General features: G+C 67.4%; 20 protein-coding genes. 11 read left to right on the forward strand and 9 right to left on the reverse strand.

Annotated features, from left to right (window positions below; genetic code table 11):
- From AC5Y4H_RS21890 to AC5Y4H_RS21910, 5 genes are all read left to right on the forward strand, one after another.
- The coding region (locus AC5Y4H_RS21890; RefSeq protein ID WP_499984975.1) for a prolyl oligopeptidase family serine peptidase at positions 1-281 on the forward strand (281 nt) is incomplete at its 5' end.
- The gene (locus AC5Y4H_RS21895; protein ID WP_499984977.1) at positions 251-1,345 is read left to right on the forward strand and encodes an NHL repeat-containing protein; all 1,095 of its coding nucleotides are present in this window, start codon (positions 251-253) and stop codon (positions 1,343-1,345) included. The genes AC5Y4H_RS21890 and AC5Y4H_RS21895, both read left to right, overlap by 31 nt.
- Positions 1,346-1,373: 28 nt before the next feature.
- On the forward strand, positions 1,374-1,685 hold the full coding sequence (locus AC5Y4H_RS21900) for a hypothetical protein (RefSeq protein WP_499984979.1): 312 nt from the start codon (positions 1,374-1,376) through the stop codon (positions 1,683-1,685).
- Between the two features lie 7 nt (positions 1,686-1,692).
- Positions 1,693-2,604: a crotonase/enoyl-CoA hydratase family protein gene (locus AC5Y4H_RS21905; RefSeq protein WP_499984981.1), complete on the forward strand. Its 912-nt coding sequence runs from the start codon at positions 1,693-1,695 to the stop codon at positions 2,602-2,604.
- 79 nt (positions 2,605-2,683) lie between these two features.
- The gene (locus AC5Y4H_RS21910) at positions 2,684-3,199 is read left to right on the forward strand and encodes a DUF5078 domain-containing protein (protein ID WP_499984984.1); all 516 of its coding nucleotides are present in this window, start codon (positions 2,684-2,686) and stop codon (positions 3,197-3,199) included.
- 172 nt (positions 3,200-3,371) lie between these two features.
- Here the strand turns inward: AC5Y4H_RS21910 and AC5Y4H_RS21915 are convergent, their stop codons facing one another.
- The 3 genes from AC5Y4H_RS21915 to AC5Y4H_RS21925 all read right to left on the reverse strand — a co-directional run bounded on the left by AC5Y4H_RS21915 (position 3,372) and on the right by AC5Y4H_RS21925 (position 7,606).
- Complete coding sequence (locus AC5Y4H_RS21915; protein WP_499984986.1) at positions 3,372-6,302, reverse strand: MMPL/RND family transporter; 2,931 nt, start codon at positions 6,300-6,302, stop codon at positions 3,372-3,374.
- Positions 6,299-6,847 (reverse strand): MmpS family transport accessory protein, encoded by a 549-nt coding sequence (locus AC5Y4H_RS21920; protein ID WP_499984990.1) that lies wholly within the window; start codon positions 6,845-6,847, stop codon positions 6,299-6,301. The genes AC5Y4H_RS21915 and AC5Y4H_RS21920 overlap by 4 nt, the downstream gene beginning before the upstream one ends.
- Before the next feature lie 72 nt (positions 6,848-6,919).
- Entirely contained in the window at positions 6,920-7,606 is a 687-nt protein-coding gene (locus tag AC5Y4H_RS21925) for a TetR/AcrR family transcriptional regulator (protein ID WP_499984994.1), read from the reverse strand.
- Positions 7,607-7,727: 121 nt separating this feature from the next.
- On the opposite strand from AC5Y4H_RS21925, the gene AC5Y4H_RS21930 reads away from it, so the two are divergent.
- Complete coding sequence (locus AC5Y4H_RS21930; RefSeq protein ID WP_499984997.1) at positions 7,728-9,470, forward strand: cytochrome c biogenesis protein DipZ; 1,743 nt, start codon at positions 7,728-7,730, stop codon at positions 9,468-9,470.
- Between the two features lie 9 nt (positions 9,471-9,479).
- Here AC5Y4H_RS21930 and AC5Y4H_RS21935 read toward each other — a convergent pair whose 3' ends face one another.
- Complete coding sequence (locus tag AC5Y4H_RS21935; protein ID WP_499985001.1) at positions 9,480-10,334, reverse strand: hypothetical protein; 855 nt, start codon at positions 10,332-10,334, stop codon at positions 9,480-9,482.
- A gap of 10 nt (positions 10,335-10,344) precedes the next feature.
- Positions 10,345-10,863 (reverse strand): mycothiol transferase, encoded by a 519-nt coding sequence (locus tag AC5Y4H_RS21940; protein ID WP_499985006.1) that lies wholly within the window; start codon positions 10,861-10,863, stop codon positions 10,345-10,347.
- A gap of 112 nt (positions 10,864-10,975) precedes the next feature.
- On the opposite strand from AC5Y4H_RS21940, the gene AC5Y4H_RS21945 reads away from it, so the two are divergent.
- The 4 genes from AC5Y4H_RS21945 (at position 10,976) to AC5Y4H_RS21960 (ending at position 14,437) form a co-directional block, all read left to right on the forward strand.
- Complete coding sequence (locus AC5Y4H_RS21945; RefSeq protein WP_499985008.1) at positions 10,976-12,706, forward strand: N-acyl-D-amino-acid deacylase family protein; 1,731 nt, start codon at positions 10,976-10,978, stop codon at positions 12,704-12,706.
- A gap of 38 nt (positions 12,707-12,744) precedes the next feature.
- The gene (locus AC5Y4H_RS21950; RefSeq protein ID WP_499985011.1) at positions 12,745-13,326 is read left to right on the forward strand and encodes a PPE family protein; all 582 of its coding nucleotides are present in this window, start codon (positions 12,745-12,747) and stop codon (positions 13,324-13,326) included.
- Positions 13,327-13,350: 24 nt separating this feature from the next.
- The gene (locus tag AC5Y4H_RS21955) at positions 13,351-13,749 is read left to right on the forward strand and encodes a pyridoxamine 5'-phosphate oxidase family protein (RefSeq protein ID WP_499985014.1); all 399 of its coding nucleotides are present in this window, start codon (positions 13,351-13,353) and stop codon (positions 13,747-13,749) included.
- Positions 13,750-13,879: 130 nt separating this feature from the next.
- The gene (locus AC5Y4H_RS21960) at positions 13,880-14,437 is read left to right on the forward strand and encodes a carboxymuconolactone decarboxylase family protein (protein WP_499985016.1); all 558 of its coding nucleotides are present in this window, start codon (positions 13,880-13,882) and stop codon (positions 14,435-14,437) included.
- On the opposite strand, the gene AC5Y4H_RS21965 is transcribed toward AC5Y4H_RS21960, so the two are convergent.
- The 3 genes from AC5Y4H_RS21965 to AC5Y4H_RS21975 all read right to left on the reverse strand — a co-directional run bounded on the left by AC5Y4H_RS21965 (position 14,429) and on the right by AC5Y4H_RS21975 (position 17,875).
- The gene (locus AC5Y4H_RS21965; RefSeq protein WP_499985019.1) at positions 14,429-15,253 is read right to left on the reverse strand and encodes an SDR family NAD(P)-dependent oxidoreductase; all 825 of its coding nucleotides are present in this window, start codon (positions 15,251-15,253) and stop codon (positions 14,429-14,431) included. The genes AC5Y4H_RS21960 and AC5Y4H_RS21965 overlap by 9 nt on opposite strands.
- A gap of 244 nt (positions 15,254-15,497) precedes the next feature.
- A complete protein-coding gene (gene groL / locus AC5Y4H_RS21970; protein WP_007768358.1) occupies positions 15,498-17,123 on the reverse strand; it encodes a chaperonin GroEL in 1,626 nt (541 codons plus the stop codon).
- A 185-nt stretch (positions 17,124-17,308) separates the two neighbouring features.
- Positions 17,309-17,875 (reverse strand): TetR/AcrR family transcriptional regulator, encoded by a 567-nt coding sequence (locus AC5Y4H_RS21975; protein ID WP_499985021.1) that lies wholly within the window; start codon positions 17,873-17,875, stop codon positions 17,309-17,311.
- 103 nt (positions 17,876-17,978) lie between these two features.
- On the opposite strand from AC5Y4H_RS21975, the gene AC5Y4H_RS21980 reads away from it, so the two are divergent.
- Positions 17,979-18,893, forward strand: a complete 915-nt coding sequence (locus tag AC5Y4H_RS21980; RefSeq protein WP_499985024.1) for an SDR family NAD(P)-dependent oxidoreductase — start codon at positions 17,979-17,981, stop codon at positions 18,891-18,893.
- On the opposite strand, the gene AC5Y4H_RS21985 is transcribed toward AC5Y4H_RS21980, so the two are convergent.
- Entirely contained in the window at positions 18,894-19,592 is a 699-nt protein-coding gene (locus AC5Y4H_RS21985; protein ID WP_499985028.1) for a M24 family metallopeptidase, read from the reverse strand. It abuts the gene before it with no gap.
- Positions 19,593-19,605 lie beyond the last annotated feature (13 nt).

Below are 19,605 nucleotides of genomic sequence, written 5' to 3' on the forward strand. Positions count from 1 at the left end.
ACGACTGGGAGTTCATCTCCGAATACTCGCCCTACCAGAACATTTCGGCCACGCGCAAATACCCGCCGGTGCTGATGACGACTTCGACGCGTGACGACCGTGTGCATCCGGGTCACGCCCGCAAGATGACCGCGGCGCTCGAGGCCGCCGGTCAGCCGGTCTTCTACTACGAGAACATCGAGGGCGGCCACGCCGGAGCGGCGGACAACGAACAGGTCGCGTTCAAGTCGGCGCTGACCTACTCGTTCCTGTGGCAGATGCTCACGGCCGGCGCGGGATGAACCGGCGCGGGATTGTGGCGCTGCTGGCGGCGGTTGTCCTTGCATGCGGTTATCAAGGCGTCCAATCCCACGGGGACACAACCACTACCGGCCTGCTGCCGGCGGGCGTGCCCACCGAGGGGTCCCGGCCACCGGCCGCGACATTGCCGCCCGCGGCTGAGCCGCAAAACGCGCCGCCGCCGACCGGGACACCGCCGGGCCGGGTGGTGCCGGTCGCCGGTCATCCGGAAGGCGTCGTCGTCGACGCCCTGACCCGCCTCGTCGCGGTCGCCACGCACGATCCCGATCAGCTTGTCCTGCTCAACGCCGACTCGTTGGTCGTATCGGATCGGATTCCGCTGCCGGGTTCGGCGCGCCATGTCGAGTTGGCCGGCCCGGGCGGACCGGTCCTGGTGCCGGTCGAAAGCGCAAATGCGTTGGTGCAGGTGCAGTTACCGAGCGGCGCTGTATCACCGTCCATCATCACCGGCACATCGCCGCATGACGTCGCGGCGGCGTCCAATGGCACCGTCTTCGTCGGAAACGAACTAGGCGGCACGGTCGCCGCGGTGCGCGGCGGCAAGGTCGTGAAGGTCTTCACCGATTGCGTGCAGCCCGCCGGTCTCGCCGCCGCCGGATCGGCCATCGGAATGCTGGATGCGCGGAGAAACACGCTGACGGTCTACGACGCGGAGCGGTTGGCCATCGTCGGGTCGGCTCCGGCCGGCGCTGGACCCACCCACTTGGTCGCCGATCGGCACGGCCGGATGGTCGCCGCCGATACGCGCGGCGACGCTATCCGGGTGTTCGATCCCATGCCGGCGCCCCACGAAGTCGCCGCCGTCAAGCAGCCCGGCGGTCCCTACGGCATCGCCTACGACGCGGTGCGTGACCGTCTCTGGGTCGCCTCCTCGGGCACCAACGAGATCGTCGGCTACGACGTCAGCCAGCCCCTACCTCGTGAAATCCGGCGGATTCCAACGGTGCAGAACCCGTACAGCGTGGGGGTGGATTCGCAGACGGGACGCCTCGTCGTCGCGGGCGTCACCGCCGAGGCGCTGCAGGTCGTCGAGCCCGGCGTCTGAGCATCCGCCCGCCCTTAAGATCGTCAACGTGGCCGCGATTCAACGCATCGAGCTCACCCTGCTGGCGACGGGATTGATCGGCATCCTGGCCTCGGCGGCCCAGGCGCGCTACCGCTTCATCAAGCACCGTCGCGCCGGCCGGCGGTTCTACTGGGCGACCGCGATCATCGGCATCGTCTGCTTTGCGATCGGAACCGGCCAGCTGTGGCCGAATGCCATCCTGGCGGCGGCGGTCTTTTCGGCCATCGTCGCGTTCTCGGCCTACCTCACCACGCCGTATTTGAAGATCGGCGGACGAATTTATGCGTCCTCGCCGGAGAACCGCGAGCCCGATCCCTAAGGACGCCATGCCGACCAGCGACTTCCAGACCCTGCTCTATCGGACGGCCGGCGCGGTAGCGACCATCACGCTGAACCGTCCGGAGCAGCTCAACACGATCGTGCCGCCGATGCCCGACGAGATCGAGGCCGCCATCGGCCTGGCCGAGCGCGACCCGGCGGTCAAGGTCATCGTGCTGCGCGGTGCGGGCCGCGCCTTCTCCGGCGGCTACGACTTCGGCGGCGGGTTCCAGCACTGGGGCGAAGCCATGATGACCGACGGGAAATGGGATCCGGGCAAGGACTTCGCGATGGTCAGCGCCCGCGAGACCGGGCCGACGCAGAAGTTCATGGCCATCTGGCGCGCGTCGAAGCCGGTGATCGCCCAGGTGCACGGCTGGTGCGTGGGCGGCGCCAGCGACTACGCGCTGTGCGCGGACCTCGTGATCGCCAGTGAGGACGCCGTGATCGGCACGCCATACAGCAGGATGTGGGGGGCGTATCTGACCGGGATGTGGCTGTACCGGCTAAGCCTGGCCAAAGCGAAGTGGCACTCGCTGACCGGCCGGCCGCTGACCGGGGCGCAGGCGGCCGACATCGAGTTGATCAACGAGGCGGTGCCGTTCGAGCGTCTGGAGGCGCGGGTCGCCGAAGTCGCGGCCGAGCTGGCGCAGATTCCCTTATCGCAGCTGCAGGCGCAGAAGCTGATCGTCAATCAGGCCTACGAGAACATGGGGCTGGCGTCCACGCAGACGCTGGGCGGCATCCTCGACGGCCTGATGCGCAATACCCCCGACGCGTTGGCATTCATCAAGACCGCCGACGCCGACGGCGTGCGGGCCGCCATCGAGCGTCGCGACGGCCCGTTCGGTGATTACAGTCAGGCTCCGCCGGAGCTACGGCCCGATCCCACGCACGTCATCGACCCTGGTCGCGAGTGATAGTGAGACGGACTAGCGAAATCCTGAGAGTGAGCTGGAAACTATTCCAGTCGGGCCAAAGGGTGTTACCGTAATAGCTATGTCTCGGCTGAGTACTGGCCTGCGTGCAGGCGCCGCGTTCCTTGCTCTGGGTGTTACCGCTGCGATTTTCCCGTCGACGGCGGTAGCCGACTCCACGGAGGACTTCCCAATCCCCCGCCGAATGATCAACACCACGTGCGACGCCGAGCAGATCCTGGCGGCCTCCCGGGACACCAGCCCGGTGTACTACCAGCGCTACATGATTGACTTCGACAACCACCCGAACGTCCAGCAGGCGACGATCGACAAGGCGCACTGGTTCTACTCGCTGTCACCGCAGGACCGCCGCAACTACTCCGAGAACTTCTACGCGCCCGTGTCCGATCCGCTGTGGGTGGCCTGGCCCAACCACATGAAGATCTTCTGGAACAACAAGGGAGTGGTGGCTAAAGCCACCGACATCTGCAACCAGTACCCACCTGGCGACATGTCGGTCTGGGACTGGGCCGAACCAACTGGTCCGCCCGGGTGGCCAGGGCCTGTCAAGGGCAGGGTCGAACCTCCCCAAGGCTAGGGTCCAGTAATTCAGTAACACGGTGAGGGCGCCCGGAACCGTTCGTGGTCCGGCGCGTTGTCCCCTCGGGGCTGTATCAGCGCACCAACCGCCGGCCTAGATTTGTAGGGCCGAAGCAGCTGATGCACTTCTTCACGCCAGCGTGAATCGCGACACTCACGCGCATCGAAGCTCAGCGTGGTTGTACAACTCCGCCCGCCGGGTGCTGGTCGACGTCTTTGAGGATCAGCTCGCGCACGGCGGGACGCGGTCCGTACGGTCGCAGCATCGTGCTGGCCGGCCGTGGACGCACGTGCTGCGGCCACCAGAACCAGCGCCCGAGCAAGGTGGCCAGCGACGGTGTCATGAACGACCGCACGATCAGGGTGTCGAACAGCAGACCCAGCGCGATCGTCGTACCCACCTGGGCCATCACCAGCAGCGGGCTGAACATGAACGTGGCCATGGTGGCGGCGAACACCAGACCGGCGGAGGTCACCACCGAGCCCGAACCGGCCATCGCGCGGATCGTCCCCGTCTTGAGCCCGGCGTGGATCTCCTCCTTGAACCGCGATATCAGCAGCAGGTTGTAGTCCGAGCCGACCGCCAGCAGCAGGATGACCGCCATCGCCAGCACCATCCAGTGCAACTTCAGGCCCAGGATGTACTGCCACACGAGCACGGAGAGTCCGAATGAGGCGCCCAGCGACAGCAACACCGTTCCGACGATCACGAAGGCCGCCACGACGCTTCGGGTGATCACCAGCATGATGACGAAAATCAATGTGGCTGCGGCGATTCCGGCGATCATCAGGTCGATGTTGGACCCGTCGTGCATGTCCTTGTACGTCGCGGCGGTGCCGCCGAGGTAGACCTTGGCGCCCTCCCAGGGGGTGCCCTTGATCGCCTCGTGCACGGCCTGCTTGATCGGTTCGATGTGTTTGATGCCTTCAGGAGTCGCCGGGTCGCCTTCATGGGAGATGATCAGGCGGACGGCGTGCCCGTTGGGCGAGATGAACTGTTTGAGACCCCGCGCGAAGTCCGGGCTCTTGAACGCCTCCGGCGGTAGGTAGAACGTGTCGTCGTTCTTCGCTTTGTCGAAGGCATCGCCTTGGGCGGTGGCGTTGTCGGACTGCGCTCTCGCCTGTTCGTTGAGACCCTGGGTGATCGCATAGTTCGACATGATGGTGTCGAGGTTGCGCTGCTGGCTCTCGATCTGCGGCGGTATCAGCGCCACCAGTTTCGGCTGGATCCGATCCAGCTTGTCGAGATTCGCACTCAGGTTGACGATGTTCTCGGCCACCTGGTCGATGCCGTCGAGCGCGTTGAAGACCGACCGGAGCGCCCAGCACACCGGAATGTCGTAACAGTGCTTCTCCCAGTAGAAGTAGCTGCGGATCGGCCGCAGGAAGTCGTCGAAGTCCGCGATGTCGTCGCGCAACTTCTCGGTGATCTGGACGGTTTCCTTCGTGAGCCTGGTGGTTTCGTGTGTGGTGTTGCTGAGATCCTGGGTCACCTGCATCTGCTCATGCAGCGTTGCCATCGTCTTGTGCAGCTCATCCGCCTGCTTGAGCAGGTTTGCCGCCTGCTCGTCCTGATAGTGCTGGGTCTGTATCCGGCCCGCGGCTTGCGCGCCCATCTGAAACCCGAGGGTGCTGTGGTCGAGCGGCGTGCCCAACGGCCGGGTGATGGTCTGCACCCGGCCGATACCGGGGATGTGGAAGACCGCCTTGGCGACCTTGTCCAGGACGATGAAGTCGGCAGGGTTACGCAAGTCGTGATCGGTCTCGATCATCAGCAGCTCGGGATTGAGCCGAGCCTGGTCGAAGTGCCGGTCCGCGGCGGCATAGCCGACGTTGGCCGGGGTGTCCGCCGGCAGGAAGTGGCGGTTGTCGTAGTCCGTCTTGTAACCGGGCAGGGCGAGCAGACCGACCAGTGCGACCGCGATGGTCACCGCGAGAACCGGTGCGGGCCAGCGGACGATCGCGGTGCCGATGCGACGCCAGCCCCGGGTCTGCAGCCTGCGCTTCGGATCCATGAGCTTGAAGAACGAAGCCACCGTCAGAATCGCCGGACCCAGCGTCAAAGCCGCGAGCACCGCGACCAGCATGCCGACCGCGCACGGCACCCCCAGCGACTCGAAGTACGGCAGCCGGCAGAAGCTCAGGCAGTACATCGCGCCGGCGATGGTCAGGCCCGATCCCAGCACCACATGCGCGGTGCTGTGGAACATGGTGTAGAACGCTTGTTCGCGGGTCTCGCCCAGACCACGGGCCTCCTGATAGCGGCCGACGACAAAGATCGCATAGTCCGTCCCGGCGGCGATCGCCATCAGCACCAACATGTTGTTGGCGAAGGTCGACAGCCCCATGATCCCGTAATTGCCCAGCGTCGCGACGACGCCACGGGCGGCGGCCAGCTCGATGAACACCATCGCCAGCATGATCAGCATGGTGACCACCGACCGGTAGACGAACAGCAGCATCACCACGATCACCAGGAAGGTGATAAGAGTGACGACCGCGACGCCCTTCTGCCCCGAGTGGGACTGGTCGGCGAACAGCGGGCCCGCGCCGGTGACGTATGCCTTGATTCCCGGCGGCGCGGGCACCGAGTCCACGATCTTGCGGACGGCCTCGGCGGACTCGTTCGCCAGCCCGCTGCCCATGTTGCCGGCGAGGTAAACCTGGACGTACGCGGCCTTTTGATCGTGGCTCTGGGAACCCGCCGCCGTCAGCGGATCACTCCAGAAATCCTGGACGTGCTGGACGTGTTCCTTGTCTTGCTCGACGCGCCTGACGATCTCGTCGTAGTAGCGGTGCGCTTCGGCCCCGAGTGGCTTGTCGCCCTCCAGCAAGATCATGGCCGAGTTGTCGGAGTTGAACTCCTTGAACGTCGATCCGACCCGCATCATCGACTGAAAGGATGCCGCGTCAGTCGGACTCATCGACACCGAGTGGGTTTTGGCGACGACCTCCAGCTGCGGGGCCACGGTGTTGGTGACGAACACGATGCCCAGCCACACCAGGACGATCGGCAGGGCCAGGCGGTGGATCATCCGCGGCAGGAACGGCGGGATCAGCGGCTGATCGACGCGCGGCGGCGCCGCGCCCGGCTCGCTCATGCGGACTTGTCCAGGCAGTAGACGAAGGCGTTCACGGTTTGGTTGGGATCTGATCGGTTCGGAGTCTTGATGACGTCACCGCTCCCGTCGTGCTTGTTCACCACGAACTGGCAGGCGATCCAACTGCCGTCTCCTTGCGCCACCAGGTTTGCCGGGATGCCGGGCTTCGTTGAACTCAATACTTTGCTCCAGGGCAAGGGCACGTTGAGGGCCTGCTGCGGGTGGGAGTTTTCGTCGAGGTAGTTGATGGTTGCCGTGCTGCCCGGTGGGCCCCAGACCTGGAGCGTGATCGTCTTGGCGTTGAACTCGTCGAGGACCTCGCCCGAGGTGCCCCCACCGAACGAGCCCTTGTGGACGCCGAAGACGCCGTGCAATCGGTATACGACGAATCCCGACAGCGCGACAACAGCTGCGATCGTGAGCACCAGCCAGAAACGCCCCAGCAGCGCCCATTTCCCAGCCCGCTGCGGAACGACCTTTTTGCCCTCCCCGCCGGCGGAACCCTGTATGTTCAGCGGCTCGGTCCTGGGCTCAGTGGTCGTCATGGGCGCCCCAAGTCCTTCCCGTTCACCGGTTGCAGTTCGCCAAGCCACAGCGCTCCGGCCCCCTTCCTGAGTTCATGAAGCTTCCGAGATGAGCCCGATGCACGTGGCCGTCAGCAGGCGCGTCAGCGCGGACGCGAAATCCAAGTTCCACTCGGGCGGAACGACTTCGGGCTCCTCGGCGTAGACGTCGGTCAGGTGCGCCGGCGGGTTCGCGACTTGCCACAGCGTCGCGGCCAGCGAGTATGCGGCCAGCAGGATGTCGAGCGAGCCGGACCGTCCGAGTTCGGGCAGCGCGCTTCCGATCGAATCCGCCAGCGAGAGTGTGGCCGCGGTGCTGATCCGCCTGACCTCGATGACCCGCTCCGCGTCCACCTCGTGTTCGAGGTGCAGGTGCAGGTTGGCCAGCAGGTCGCAGAACAACGGATCCTCGGCCAGCGCTTCGGCCAGTGTCTCGGCGATGCGCGAGGGCGACTTCACGCCGGGCTCAGCCAGCTTCTCCGACACCGTATTCGACCATCGCACCCACCCCTCGGCCGACAGGTGCAGCAGAACTTCCTTGTGCGAGGTGAAGTAGCGGCGCACCGCCGAATAGTGAATTCCGGCGCGGCTGGCCACCGCGGTCAGGGTGACCGACGCGACGCCCGTTTCCATTGCCAGCGAGCGTGCGGCTTCCACGAGGGCCTCCGCACGTTGGCGCTTCTTCTCCTCGGTGCGGGCGCGCTGGAATGTTAGTTGCGCCACCGGCCGAGCGTAACGCACATTGTGTGATTTGCATAACGCACGTCACGTGATTTGTCCCCGGTCACTCGCGGTCGTCAGACCAGGTAAAGGTGTAACCATGCTCATCGTCCGGCGCCCATCGAAGCCTTCGGAGTAGCCCGTGCTGACCATCGCGCTGATCGGGTTTCTCGGCGGGCTGATCACCGGCATCTCGCCGTGCATCCTGCCGGTGCTCCCGGTGATTCTGCTGTCCGGCATGGACAGCACCCGGGCCGGCACGCCCACCGTGCGTTCCGCGGCGCGGCCATACCTGGTGATCGCGGGGCTGGTGTGCAGCTTCAGCCTCGCCACGTTGATCGGCTCCGCGCTGCTGACGGCGCTGCACCTGCCACAGGACGCGATCCGGTGGGCCGCACTGGTGGTGCTGGTCCTGATCGGACTGGGCCTGATCTTTCCGCCGGTGCAGCACCTGATCGAGCGGCCGTTCGCCTACCTTCCACAGCGTCAAATCGGCTCGGGGACAAATGGTTTCGCCCTGGGACTGACCTTGGGCGCTCTCTATGTGCCGTGCGCGGGCCCGGTGCTGGCCGCGATCGTGGTTGCCGGCGGGACGTCGTCGATCGGGCTCGGCGCTCTCGTGTTGACGGCGACGTTCGCCGTCGGCAACGCGTTGCCACTCCTGGCCTTCGCACTGGCCGGGCGGCGCGTCGCCGAACGAGTCGCCGCGTTCCGCCGCCGGCAGCGCTGGATTCAGATCACCGGCGGGATCGCGATGATCGTGCTGGCCGCGGCGCTGGTGTTCAACCTGCCGGCGATGCTGCAGCGCGCCGTACCGGACTACACGACGGCGATGCAGAACAAGTTGGGGGCCAACGACATCCAGCGCAGCCTTGCCCCGGGTGCGGTGCAACGGCCGAACCATGGCGGCGGCTTGCAGCTGAGCCGGCCGGGCACCACCAACGGCGGGGCACTGAGCGATTGCGCCGGCGTCTCCGCCGGACTGCAACAGTGCGGACCGGCACCCGCCCTCACCGGCGTCACCGGGTGGCTCAACACCCCGGACGGCAAGCCGCTGGACCCCGCGTCGGTGCGCGGCAAGGTGATCCTGATCGACTTCTGGGCCTACTCGTGCATCAACTGTCAGCGCGCCATCCCCCACGTGATCGATTGGTACAACCGGTATCGCGACAGCGGCTTTCTCGTCATCGGGGTGCACACTCCGGAGTACGCCTTCGAGCGGGTGCCCGCCAATGTGGCCAGCGGCGCCGCCGATCTGCACATCACCTATCCCATCGCACTGGACAACGACTACGCGACGTGGAACAACTTTGACAATCTCTATTGGCCGGCCGAGTATCTGATCGACGCGAATGGGCAAGTGCGGCATACCAAGTTCGGCGAGGGCGACTACGACGACACCGAGGGGCTGATCCGCAAGCTGCTACTCGATGCCCATCCCGGCCACACGCTGCCCGCGCCGACAAAGTCGGTCGACATGACTCCGCAGACCAGGCTCACGCCCGAGACGTATCTGGGTGCCGGCAAGTCTGAGAATTACGGCGGCACAGGGGATTACAAAGCCGGCTCCGCGACACTTGGCTTCCCCCCGCGCCTGGCCGACGACAAGTTCGCCCTTAGCGGCCGCTGGATCCTGGACGACCAGGGCGCCACCGCGGACGGCGACGACTCCGTCATCCGGCTGAACTACACCGCGAAAGATGTGTACGCCGTCGTCGGCGGCAGCGGCACCATCACCGTGACCCGGGACGGCAGGACCACCGCGACCCCGATCGGCGGAGCGCCCACGTTGCACCGGATCGTCGCCGACGACTCCGCGCACCGAGATCAGCTGGACATGCGCGTCAGCAAGGGCTTGCAGGTCTTCTCGTTCACCTTCGGCTAGCCGCCGCGCTCACGACTTCTTGGCGAGACCGCCCAGCACCGCGACGATCACGCCGAATGCGACCACCGCCGCGCCGACAAGCAACGTGGCGTCGAGCCATTGGTGCAGACTGGCTTCGGCGTGGTCGATCATCACCTCGGCGACTTGGCGGACGTTGCCGGTGGTGCGATTCAGCGCATCGTTGACATAGCGGCCGGCGACCTCGATGCCCGCCCAGCCGGCCGCACCGACTAGCAGCGCCGAGACGCCGAGGCTGCTCAGCGCCTTGCCGCGGCGGCGTGCGGCCGCCACCGTGAGCAGCGCGCAGAAACCGCAGAGCGCCGCCGCACCCAAGCTCAGCCACGGACCCCAGCTGGACATCCGGCTCAGCCGCCCCTGCCGCATCGAGTGGGGCGTCGAAACAGTCAGCGGGACAATCAGTTTCGCGGGGACCGCCACGTTATGGCGGGCGAGCAGCGGCTCAATCGAGGCATCGTTGAGCATCGGCGCCACGTCGACCGCCCACTGGTTGCCGTTCTCGCCGGCCCCTGGGTCGGCGAACAACCAGCCGTGCGCCGCCCGGTTCGCCTGGGCGAACAGCGGCGGAAACGCCGGGCCGGCGGTGAAGGCGCGGGCGGCCTCCTGTACCTCGGAACCGTCGACCGCAGAGCCACCCCCGCCATGTTCGGCGATGAGAGTCATTGCCCGGCTGCTCAGTTCGGACGCCATCGCGGACTGCAGGGCGGGATCCGTCGCCGCGTGCCGCGCCAGCGCGGCGTAGCCGTCGGCGTCAACGACATGCAGCTGCGTCCACGCCGCGGGTATCGCGACCGCCAGCGCGAGCGTGGTGATGAGCCACAACAGCACGGTCGCCGCGAATCGCACGCCCGCGAATCTACTGAATGCCCCGCACGTACGCAGCCTGCCCGAGGTGCTGGGCGCAGTCGTCGATGATGCTCACCAGTCGCGCGCTGGCCGTCACCGGCGGATCCCAGTTGGTGTCCACGACGCGGGCCAGTTCGTCGGCGGTGACCCCGGCGACGTATTCGAGGGTGAGCTTGTGCACCGCGTGGTAATAGCCGGACAGTACGTCCGCGGGCGCCCTCACCTTGGCCACGTCCTCGGGCCCGTGTCCGTAACCGGTGTCGTCGCGCGGCAGGTCCAGTCCGAACCGGTCCACCCAGCCGTCGCGGAACCACACCTGCTCGACCCCGGCGACGTCGGCCAGCTGGATGTCCTGCACCCGAGCGCTGTGCCAGAGCAGCCACGCGATGCTATTGGCGTTCGGGGTCGGCCGGTAGCCGGACTCCGCATCGGTCAGCCCCTCGGTGATCTGGTCGACGTGCTCGATCAACCGGGTAAAGGCGTCGCGCAGGAGCTCTTGCAGGACGGCGGCGTCGTCGGTGCTGGCCATACTCGCGACCCTACGGGAGGATCCCGTCGATTACCGCCTCGACGTTGTCGGATCGAGGCGCTCGCGCAGAAGATCCTGGCACGACACACCGCCGCGGTCGTAGATTGTTTGAATGACTTACGACCTCATCATCCGCAACGGCACCATCGTCGACGGGCTGGGGGGCGAGCCGTACGTCGGTGACGTGGCGGTGAAAGACAACGTCATCGAGGCGGTCGGCGCGATCAACGGGGCGAGCGCCGCACGGGAGATCGACGCCACCGGGCTGCTGGTCACCCCGGGCTTCGTCGACCTGCACACCCACTACGACGGCCAGTCCATCTGGTCGGAGCGCCTGACCCCGTCGTCGGCGCACGGCGTGACGACGGTGGTCATGGGTAACTGCGGGGTCGGATTTGCGCCGTGCCGCCAGGAGGACCACGACGTGCTCGTCGACGTGATGGCGGGCGTGGAGGACATACCGGGTGTCGTCATGACCGATGGGCTGCCGTGGACGTGGGAGACGTTCCCCGAATACATGGACGCGCTCGAGTCGGGCAAGCGCGACATCGACGTGGCCGCATACCTGCCGCACTCACCGCTGCGGGTGTACGTGATGGGCCAGCGCGGCGCCGACCGCGAGCCGGCGACCGACGACGACCTGGCCAAGATGCGCGAGCTGGCCAAGGAGGCGATCGAGGTCGGCGCGCTCGGCTTCGCGTCGTCGCGGCTGACGATTCACAAAACCGAAAGCGGTTCGCCCATCCCGAGTTACGAGGCCGCCCGCGAGGAGATCGAGGAGATCGCCCGCGGCGTCGTGGACGGCGGCGGGGGGCTGCTGCAGTTCGTTCCCGACATCCCGTCGGGCGGCTATCAGCCCGTGCTGCAGACGGTGTTCGACGTCGCCGAGGACGTCGGGCTGCCCGTCACCTTCACCCTCGTCGTCGCCAACGCCGGCGACCCGACCTGGCCGGATGCGATCACGATGATCGAGAAGGCCAACGCGGCGGGCGGCGACGTCACGGCGCAGCTGCTGCCGCGTCCGATCGGTCTCATCATCGGGTTGCAGCTGTCGGCGAACCCCTTCGTGCTCTACCCCAGCTACCGCGAGATCGCGCACCTGCCGCTGGCCGAGCGGGTGGCCGAGATGCGCAAGCCCGAGGTCCGGGCCCGCATACTGGCCGACAAGCCCGGTCAAGGTCACCCGATTCTGTTCGTGACCCAGATGTGGGACTGGATCTTCCCGCTCGGCGACACCCCCGATTACGAGCCCGACCCGTCGACCAGCATCGGCGCCCGCGCCCGGGCCCGCGGCGTGGAGCCGATGGAGGAGGCCTACGACCGGCTGCTCGACGACGAGGGCCGGGCCATGCTGCTGGTCGCGACCAGCAACCTGCAGAACAATTCGCTGGACACCGTCGGGGAATTGCTGCACCGCGACGACGTGGTGCTCGGCCTCGGCGACGGCGGCGCGCACTACGGGATGATCTGCGACGCCAGCTACTCGACCTATTTCCTCACGCATTGGGCGCGGGACCGCAAGGCCGGCCGGTTCTCCGTGCCCGAAGCGGTTCGCGAACTCACCTCGGTGCCGGCCCGCATCGCCGGGTTGGGTGATCGCGGCCGGATCGCGGTCGGCTACAAGGCCGATCTCAACGTCATCGACCACGCCGCACTGCGGCTACACAAGCCGATGATCAGCTACGACCTGCCCGCCGGCGGACGGCGCCTGGACCAGACCGCCGACGGATACGTCGCCACGATTGTGGCCGGCGAAGTGATCGCCGAAAACGGCGTTCCCACCGACGCACGCCCGGGCAGGTTGGTGCGAGGCCGCCAGCCCATCCCCGCAGCCTCGCGATAACACCACCAAAAGTGGCATATACCAGCTAAGTTGGGTCCGTGACGAGCCCGCATTTTGCGTGGTTGCCGCCAGAAGTCAACTCGGCATTAATTTTTTCCGGTCCTGGCCCCGGGCCGCTGCTTGCTGCCGCGGCGGCGTGGGACGGGCTGGCCGGAGAGTTGGCATCGTCGGCATCGTCATTTTCTTCGGTGACGGCGGATCTCGCGAGCGGGTCGTGGCAGGGCGCGTCGTCTACGGCGATGATGTCGGTGGCCAGCCACTATGTGAGCTGGCTCAGCGCGGCGGCCGCGCAGGCCGAAGAGGTGTCACACCAGGCCTCGGCCATCGCGACCGCGTTCGAAGTGGCGCTCGCGGCCACCGTACAGCCCGCCGTGGTGGCGGCCAACCGCGCCTTGGTGTCGGCCTTGGCGGCAAATAATCACCTCGGCCAGAACACCCCTGCCATCGCCGACATCGAGGCCGCCTACGAGCAGATGTGGGCCTCCGACGTGGCGGCGATGTTCGGCTACCACGCCGACGCCTCGGCGGCCGTGGCCAAGTTGCCGCCCTGGAACCAGGTGCTGCAGAACCTTGGGTTCTCCAACGCCGGCGCCGCCGTCACGCGCCCGGCGCCGCAGTAAATCCCGCGCCTATCCTGGAAGGTCATGCGCACCAAGAAGAAAGTCGATTTCCAGGCGCTGGCCACCGCGCTGGCCGACTACCCGTACGCCTTCTTGATCACGGTCGACGACGAATACCGGGCGCACACGGTGACGGTCGAGCCGCAGCTGCGCGAGGCCACCCTCGATGTCGGACTCATCGGCGGGCGAACACGTAACAACCTCGCCAAGCGCGCCGACGTGACCCTGTTGTGGCCGCCCGCCCAACCCGGCGGCTACTCGCTGATCGTCGACGGCACCGCCGAAGTGACCGCGGCCGGGCCCGAGACCGCCCGCCTGACCGTGGTTCCCACCCGCGCGCTGCTGCATCGTGACGCCGACTCCCCCGACGCGGCGAAGGGCTGCCTGCACGACTGCGTGGTGTTCTCGCTCCCATCGGGCTAGCGGCGATCGCAAGCGCGGCGAAGCCGGGCGCCGCGGGTCGCCGCCATCGGGGCTAGCGGCGATCGCAAGCGCGGCGAAGCCGGGCGCCGCGGGTCGCCGCCATCGGGGCTAGGGCCGTACAGTCTCATCCGTGAGCCGCGTTGCACCCCTCGCTCCGCCGTGGAGCGAAGAAGATGCGGCAGGCATCAACAGCTGGGGCCACCCCGACCGCACCTATGAGCCGCTGCTCTTGGTGCGTTGCCTGCAGCGCCATCCGGTGCTGGCCTCCCGCTTGCGTAAGCTCGGCGAATCCCTTTACGTCGCAGCGCTTTTGCCGGGACGGACGCGGACCATCGCCATCCTTCGCATCTGCGCGTTGGTGGGCTGTCAGTACGAGTGGGGCGGGCAGGCGGCGTTCTGGGGACCGATCGCGGGCGTCAGCGACGACGAGTGCGACGCGCTGGTCACCCGCGGGCCCGACGACCCGCGGTGGAGCCCGGACGAGCGAACGCTGATCGAGGCGGTGGACGAACTCGAGCGCACCGGCACGTGGTCGGAGCCGACCTGGCTAGCACTGGGGCGCTTCCTTTCCGACGAGCAGCGCATCGAATTGCTCACGGCCGTGGGCTGGTATCGCACGATCTGCACGCTGTGCAACGCGCTCGCGCTGCCGGTGGAGGGCTGGATGCGGCCCTGGCCTTCAGCTTGAGGACCGGTCCCTGCGCAGGCTCGGATGCTGGTTGTTCACCAGCGGCAACAACAGCCGGCGCGGCATGAACTGAAACAGGCGGGTGGTGATCTGGCTTGGCAGCCCGGGGATCACGGTACCGCGATCGCGGTCGAGTGCGTCCACCCCGGCACGCGCCACCTCACACGACGGCTTCCACAGGAACTTCGGGAACGCGGCCGCGAAGTCTCGCTCGTCCATGCCGGCAGTCTTCACGAACTCGGTGCGCACCGGCCCCGGGCATAACAGCGCCACGGTGACGCCGGTGCCCGCGAGTTCACCGCGCAGCCCCTGTGTGTAGTTGTTGACGAACGCCTTGGTGGCCGCGTAGCCGACCTGCCCCGGGAAGGGTTGGTAGCCCGCGGTCGATCCGACGTTGAGGATCGCGCCGCGGCCGCGCGGCACCATCTGCTGGACTGCGCGGGTGGTCAGGTCGATGACGGCCTCGACATTGACCCGCACCTGGGCGATCTCGTCGTTGACGGGCATTTTGGCCACCGAACCCATGGTGCCGATGCCGGCGTTGTTGACCAGGATGTCGGCGGTCAGGCCGCGACGATCGACCTCGTCGAACAGGCCGGCGCGAGCGGCGGAATCGCCGACGTCGCAGGCGATCACCTCGACGCGGACGCGGCCGGCGAGATCGTCGGCGAGCTCGCGAAGCCGCTCTTCGCGGCGGGCGACCAGCGTGACGCCGTGGCCGCGGTCGGCCAACTCGCGCGCGATGTCGGCGCCGATCCCCGACGAGGCGCCGGTCACGACGGCGGTGCTGGTGGGTGAGGGGGTCGGGAGGGCCACGGGTTTTACCCTAGAGCGCCGAGGGTGGCGCCGCCGCGGCCGGTCGTATCGGTTATCGCCCCGCGAGGGCAATCGGCGAATTGCCCGCCTCTGAGCGACAACTCGGCCTGTCGCTGCGAGGCGGGCAAAAAAGCGCCGAACCTTCCAGGGGCGGGTGGTGCGGCCGGGGCGCAAGGAACCGGCGGACACGAAAAAGCCCGGCCCCCTTGCGAGGGCCGGGCTTTCCCGTATTCGAGTCGTGGACTTAGAAGTCCATGCCGCCCATGCCGCCGGTCGGGTCGCCCGCGGGTGCGGCCGCCTTCTCCGGCTTGTCGGCGACGACGGCCTCGGTGGTGAGGAACAGGCCCGCGATGGACGCCGCGTTCTGCAGCGCCGAACGGGTCACCTTCACCGGGTCGGCAACGCCGGCCTTGAGCAGGTCCTCGTACTCACCGGTCGCGGCGTTCAGGCCGGTACCGGCGGGCGAGTTGCGGACCTTCTCGGCGACGACGCCCGGCTCCAGACCACCATTGAAGGCGATCTGCTTCAGCGGAGCCTCGAGCGCCACCCGGACGATGTTGGCCCCGGTCGCCTCGTCACCGGTGAGCTTCAGCTCGTCCAGCGACGGGGTCGCGTGCAGCAGGGCCACGCCACCACCGGCGACGATGCCCTCCTCGACGGCGGCCTTGGCGTTGCGGACCGCGTCCTCGATGCGGTGCTTGCGCTCCTTGAGCTCGACCTCGGTCGCGGCCCCGGCCTTGATCACCGCAACACCGCCGGCCAGCTTGGCCAGGCGCTCCTGCAGCTTCTCGCGGTCGTAGTCGGAGTCGCTGTTCTCGATCTCGCTGCGGATCTGGGCCACCCGGCCGGCGATGGCGTCGGAGTCACCGGCGCCTTCGACGATGGTGGTCTCGTCCTTGGTGACGACGACCTTGCGGGCCTTACCCAGCAGGGCGACGTCGGCACTCTCCAGCGACAGGCCGACCTCTTCGCTGATGACCTGACCACCGGTGAGGATGGCCATGTCCTGCAGCATCGCCTTGCGGCGGTCACCGAAGCCGGGGGCCTTGACGGCCACCGACTTGAAGGTGCCGCGGATCTTGTTGACGACCAGGGTGGACAGCGCCTCGCCCTCGACGTCCTCGGCGATGATCAGCAGCGGCTTACCGGCCTGGATAACCTTCTCCAGCAGGGGCAGCAGGTCCTTGACGGTCGAGACCTTGGAGCTGACCAGCAGGATGAAGGGGTCTTCGAGGACGGCTTCCTGACGCTCGGCGTCGGTGACGAAGTAGCCCGAGATGTAACCCTTGTCGAACCGCATGCCCTCGGTGAGCTCGAGCTGCAGGCCGAAGGTGTTGGACTCCTCGACGGTGATGACACCCTCGTTGCCGACCTTGTCCATCGCCTCGGCGATCAGGTCGCCGATCGACTGATCGCCCGCGGAGATGGCCGCGGTGGCAGCGATCTGGTCCTTGGTCTCGACCTCCTTGGCCGACTTGAGCAGGGTCTCGGTGACCTTCTCGACGGCCTTCTCGATGCCGCGCTTGAGACCAAGCGGGTTGGCGCCGGCCGCGACGTTGCGCAGGCCCTCGCGGACCAACGCCTGGGCCAGAACCGTGGCCGTCGTCGTGCCGTCACCGGCAACGTCGTCGGTCTTCTTGGCGACTTCCTTGACCAGCTCGGCGCCGATCTTCTCGTAGGGGTCCTCCAGCTCGATCTCCTTGGCGATGGACACACCATCGTTGGTGATCGTGGGGGCGCCCCACTTCTTCTCCAGGACGACGTTGCGGCCCTTGGGACCCAACGTCACCTTTACCGCGTCGGCGAGGGCGTTCAGCCCCCGCTCGAGGCCGCGACGGGCCTCTTCGTCGTACGCAATTGTCTTGGCCATTGCGAAGTGATTCCTCCGGATTGGGGATGACACGTTCTGGCCGGGTGCAGTGCCCGCGACGGACGGCAGGGTGTCTTCCGCTTGTCGCGGCCCTAGCCTCACCGTCCCGACCTAGCACTCGCTGGTCGCGAGTGCCAACGTCATTCTTAGCACTCGCCTATGTCGAGTGCAAGCAGTGGTCAGCCCTATCGCCCAGCGCGTAAACCGTCGATGACGACGTCGGTCACCCGCTCGGCCAAGTCCGGGTTGTAGGCCTCCATCGCCTGGCACCCGACCATGATCGCCTTCACTTCGCGCACCCCGATGTCCTGGCGGGCGGACCCGGCGCGCTGCGCGGCTCGCAGCAATTCGTCGAGCATGGCCAGGAATGCGTCCTCGGCGTCGGGGGCGGCGCTGGCGATGTCGATCCCGAATCCGGCCAGCGCGTCGACCAGGCCGCGATCCGCCGCGCCCCAGTGCAGCACCATCGACCGCAGGCAGGCGAACAGCGCTTCGCCGGGCCCGACGGATTCCAGCAGGGCGCGGCCGTCGTCGACCAGTCGCTGCATCCGGTCCTCGATGACCGCCTGGAACAGCGCCTCCTTCGTCGGAAAGTGCCGATAGACGGTGCCGGCCCCCACGCCGGCCCGCCGCGCGATCTCGTCGATGGGCACCGAGAGACCCTCGGCCGCAAAGGTCTCGTAGGCGACTTCCAGCACCCGCGCCCGGTTGCGCGCGGCGTCGGCGCGCAGCGGCCGTGCGGCTTGCGCCATCTGTTCACTCCTCGACGGTTGACAAAGCGGGGCGCGCGTTCCATATAGTGGCACCCAACCGGAGCGATCGCCCCGTTTACTCTACAAGTTCAAGGAGCCTCCCATGGCCAAGTGGACCACCGCCGACATTCCCGACCAGACCGGACGGGTCGCCGTCATCACCGGAGCCAACACGGGCCTGGGCTACGAGACGGCCGTGGCGCTGGCCGACCACGGCGCCCACGTGGTGCTGGCGGTCCGCAACCTGGACAAGGGCAAGGACGCGGCGGCCCGGATCACCGCCCAGAGCCCGCACGCCGACGTCGCGCTACAGGAGCTCGACCTCACGTCGCTGGCGTCGGTCCGGGCGGCGGCCGAGCAGCTGCGGTCCACGCACGACCGCATCGACCTGCTGATCAACAACGCCGGGGTGATGTACACGCCGAAGTCGAACACCAAGGACGGCTTCGAGCTGCAGTTCGGCACCAACCACCTGGGCCACTTCGCCTTCACCGGCCTGTTGCTGGACCGGCTGCTGCCGGTGGCCGGCTCGCGGATCGTCACGGTCAGCAGCGTCGGCCACCGCATCCTCGCCGACATCCACTTCGACGACCTGCAATGGGAGCGCCGCTACAACCGGGTCGCCGCCTACGGCCAGGCCAAGCTCGCCAACCTGCTGTTCACCTACGAGCTGCAACGACGGCTCGCCCCGCACGGCACGACGATCGCCGCGGCCGCGCACCCCGGCATGTCCGACACCGAGTTGATGCGCAACATGCCCGCCCCGCTGATCGTCGCCTTCGAGCGGATCGCCCCACTTGTCGCCCAGAACCCGGCCATGGGCGCGCTGCCCACCCTGCGCGCGGCCACCGACCCGGCGGTGCTCGGTGGGCAGTACTACGGACCCGACGGCCCCGCCCAGACGCGCGGCTATCCGAAGGTCGTGGGCTCCAGCAAGAAGTCGCACGACGTCGACATGCAGCGCCGGTTGTGGACGGTCTCCGAGCAGCTCACCGGCGTGGTCTATCCCCTGGACTAGCTAACCGACGTCGAGCAGCTGCTCGTAGAACCCGCCGAAACCGCGCGGGCGATCGACGAGGTGGATCTCGAGGATCCAGTGGCAGATGCGGCCGCGCGGATCGGTGCGGCGCATCGGCTTGGTTGATCCGGGCATGATGTACCACTCGACGCCGGGGCCGGCGATCTTCTTGTGCGGGAACTCACCTATCAGATGTCCGGCGATGCGGCTGCCCCACTCGAATCCCTCGGTACCGGCCACCCCGACGACGTAGTCGAACAGCTCGGCGCCGGTGATGTCGGGATGGCCGGCGAAGTGGTCGCGGCCCGCCTTCCACACGCGTGGCAGGGCGTCGCGAACGGCCTTCTTGTGCGGGTCGTCGCCGAGCACGAACGTTCGCCCGAAATCCGCCTCCCACTCCTCGAAGATCGGACCCAGGTCGAGGAAGACGATGTCGTCGTCGACGATCACGCGATCCGGCGGGCGTTCCTGGAAGGGCTGCAGCGTGTTCTCCCCGGCCCGCACGATCCGCCGGTGCCAGTGCCGGGTCACCCCGAACATCTCGCCGGCAAGCTCGTGAATCCGGTCGGAGAGTTCCTTCTCGGCCAGCCCGGGGCGAATCATGGCCCGCCGCTCTATTTCGTCGAACAGCCGCGCGGCTTTGCGTTCGGCGTCGAGCAACCGTTGCACGCGAACATCTTCGGCGGTCGATCGGTCCACACCGGCGATGCTA

It is taken from the genome of Mycobacterium sp. NGS58 (assembly GCF_059812385.1).

Coding starts and splice junctions, on each gene's coding strand:
- AC5Y4H_RS21920 (WP_499984990.1), bottom strand. CDS start 6,847: ATGACGACCACTGAGCCCAGGACCGAGCCGCTGAACATACAGGGTTCC.
- AC5Y4H_RS21975 (WP_499985021.1), bottom strand. CDS start 17,875: ATGGCGCAAGCCGCACGGCCGCTGCGCGCCGACGCCGCGCGCAACCGG.
- AC5Y4H_RS21940 (WP_499985006.1), bottom strand. CDS start 10,863: ATGGCCAGCACCGACGACGCCGCCGTCCTGCAAGAGCTCCTGCGCGAC.
- groL (WP_007768358.1), bottom strand. CDS start 17,123: ATGGCCAAGACAATTGCGTACGACGAAGAGGCCCGTCGCGGCCTCGAG.
- AC5Y4H_RS21915 (WP_499984986.1), bottom strand. CDS start 6,302: ATGAGCGAGCCGGGCGCGGCGCCGCCGCGCGTCGATCAGCCGCTGATC.
- AC5Y4H_RS21905 (WP_499984981.1), top strand. CDS start 1,693: ATGCCGACCAGCGACTTCCAGACCCTGCTCTATCGGACGGCCGGCGCG.
- AC5Y4H_RS21980 (WP_499985024.1), top strand. CDS start 17,979: ATGGCCAAGTGGACCACCGCCGACATTCCCGACCAGACCGGACGGGTC.
- AC5Y4H_RS21945 (WP_499985008.1), top strand. CDS start 10,976: ATGACTTACGACCTCATCATCCGCAACGGCACCATCGTCGACGGGCTG.
- AC5Y4H_RS21910 (WP_499984984.1), top strand. CDS start 2,684: ATGTCTCGGCTGAGTACTGGCCTGCGTGCAGGCGCCGCGTTCCTTGCT.
- AC5Y4H_RS21955 (WP_499985014.1), top strand. CDS start 13,351: ATGCGCACCAAGAAGAAAGTCGATTTCCAGGCGCTGGCCACCGCGCTG.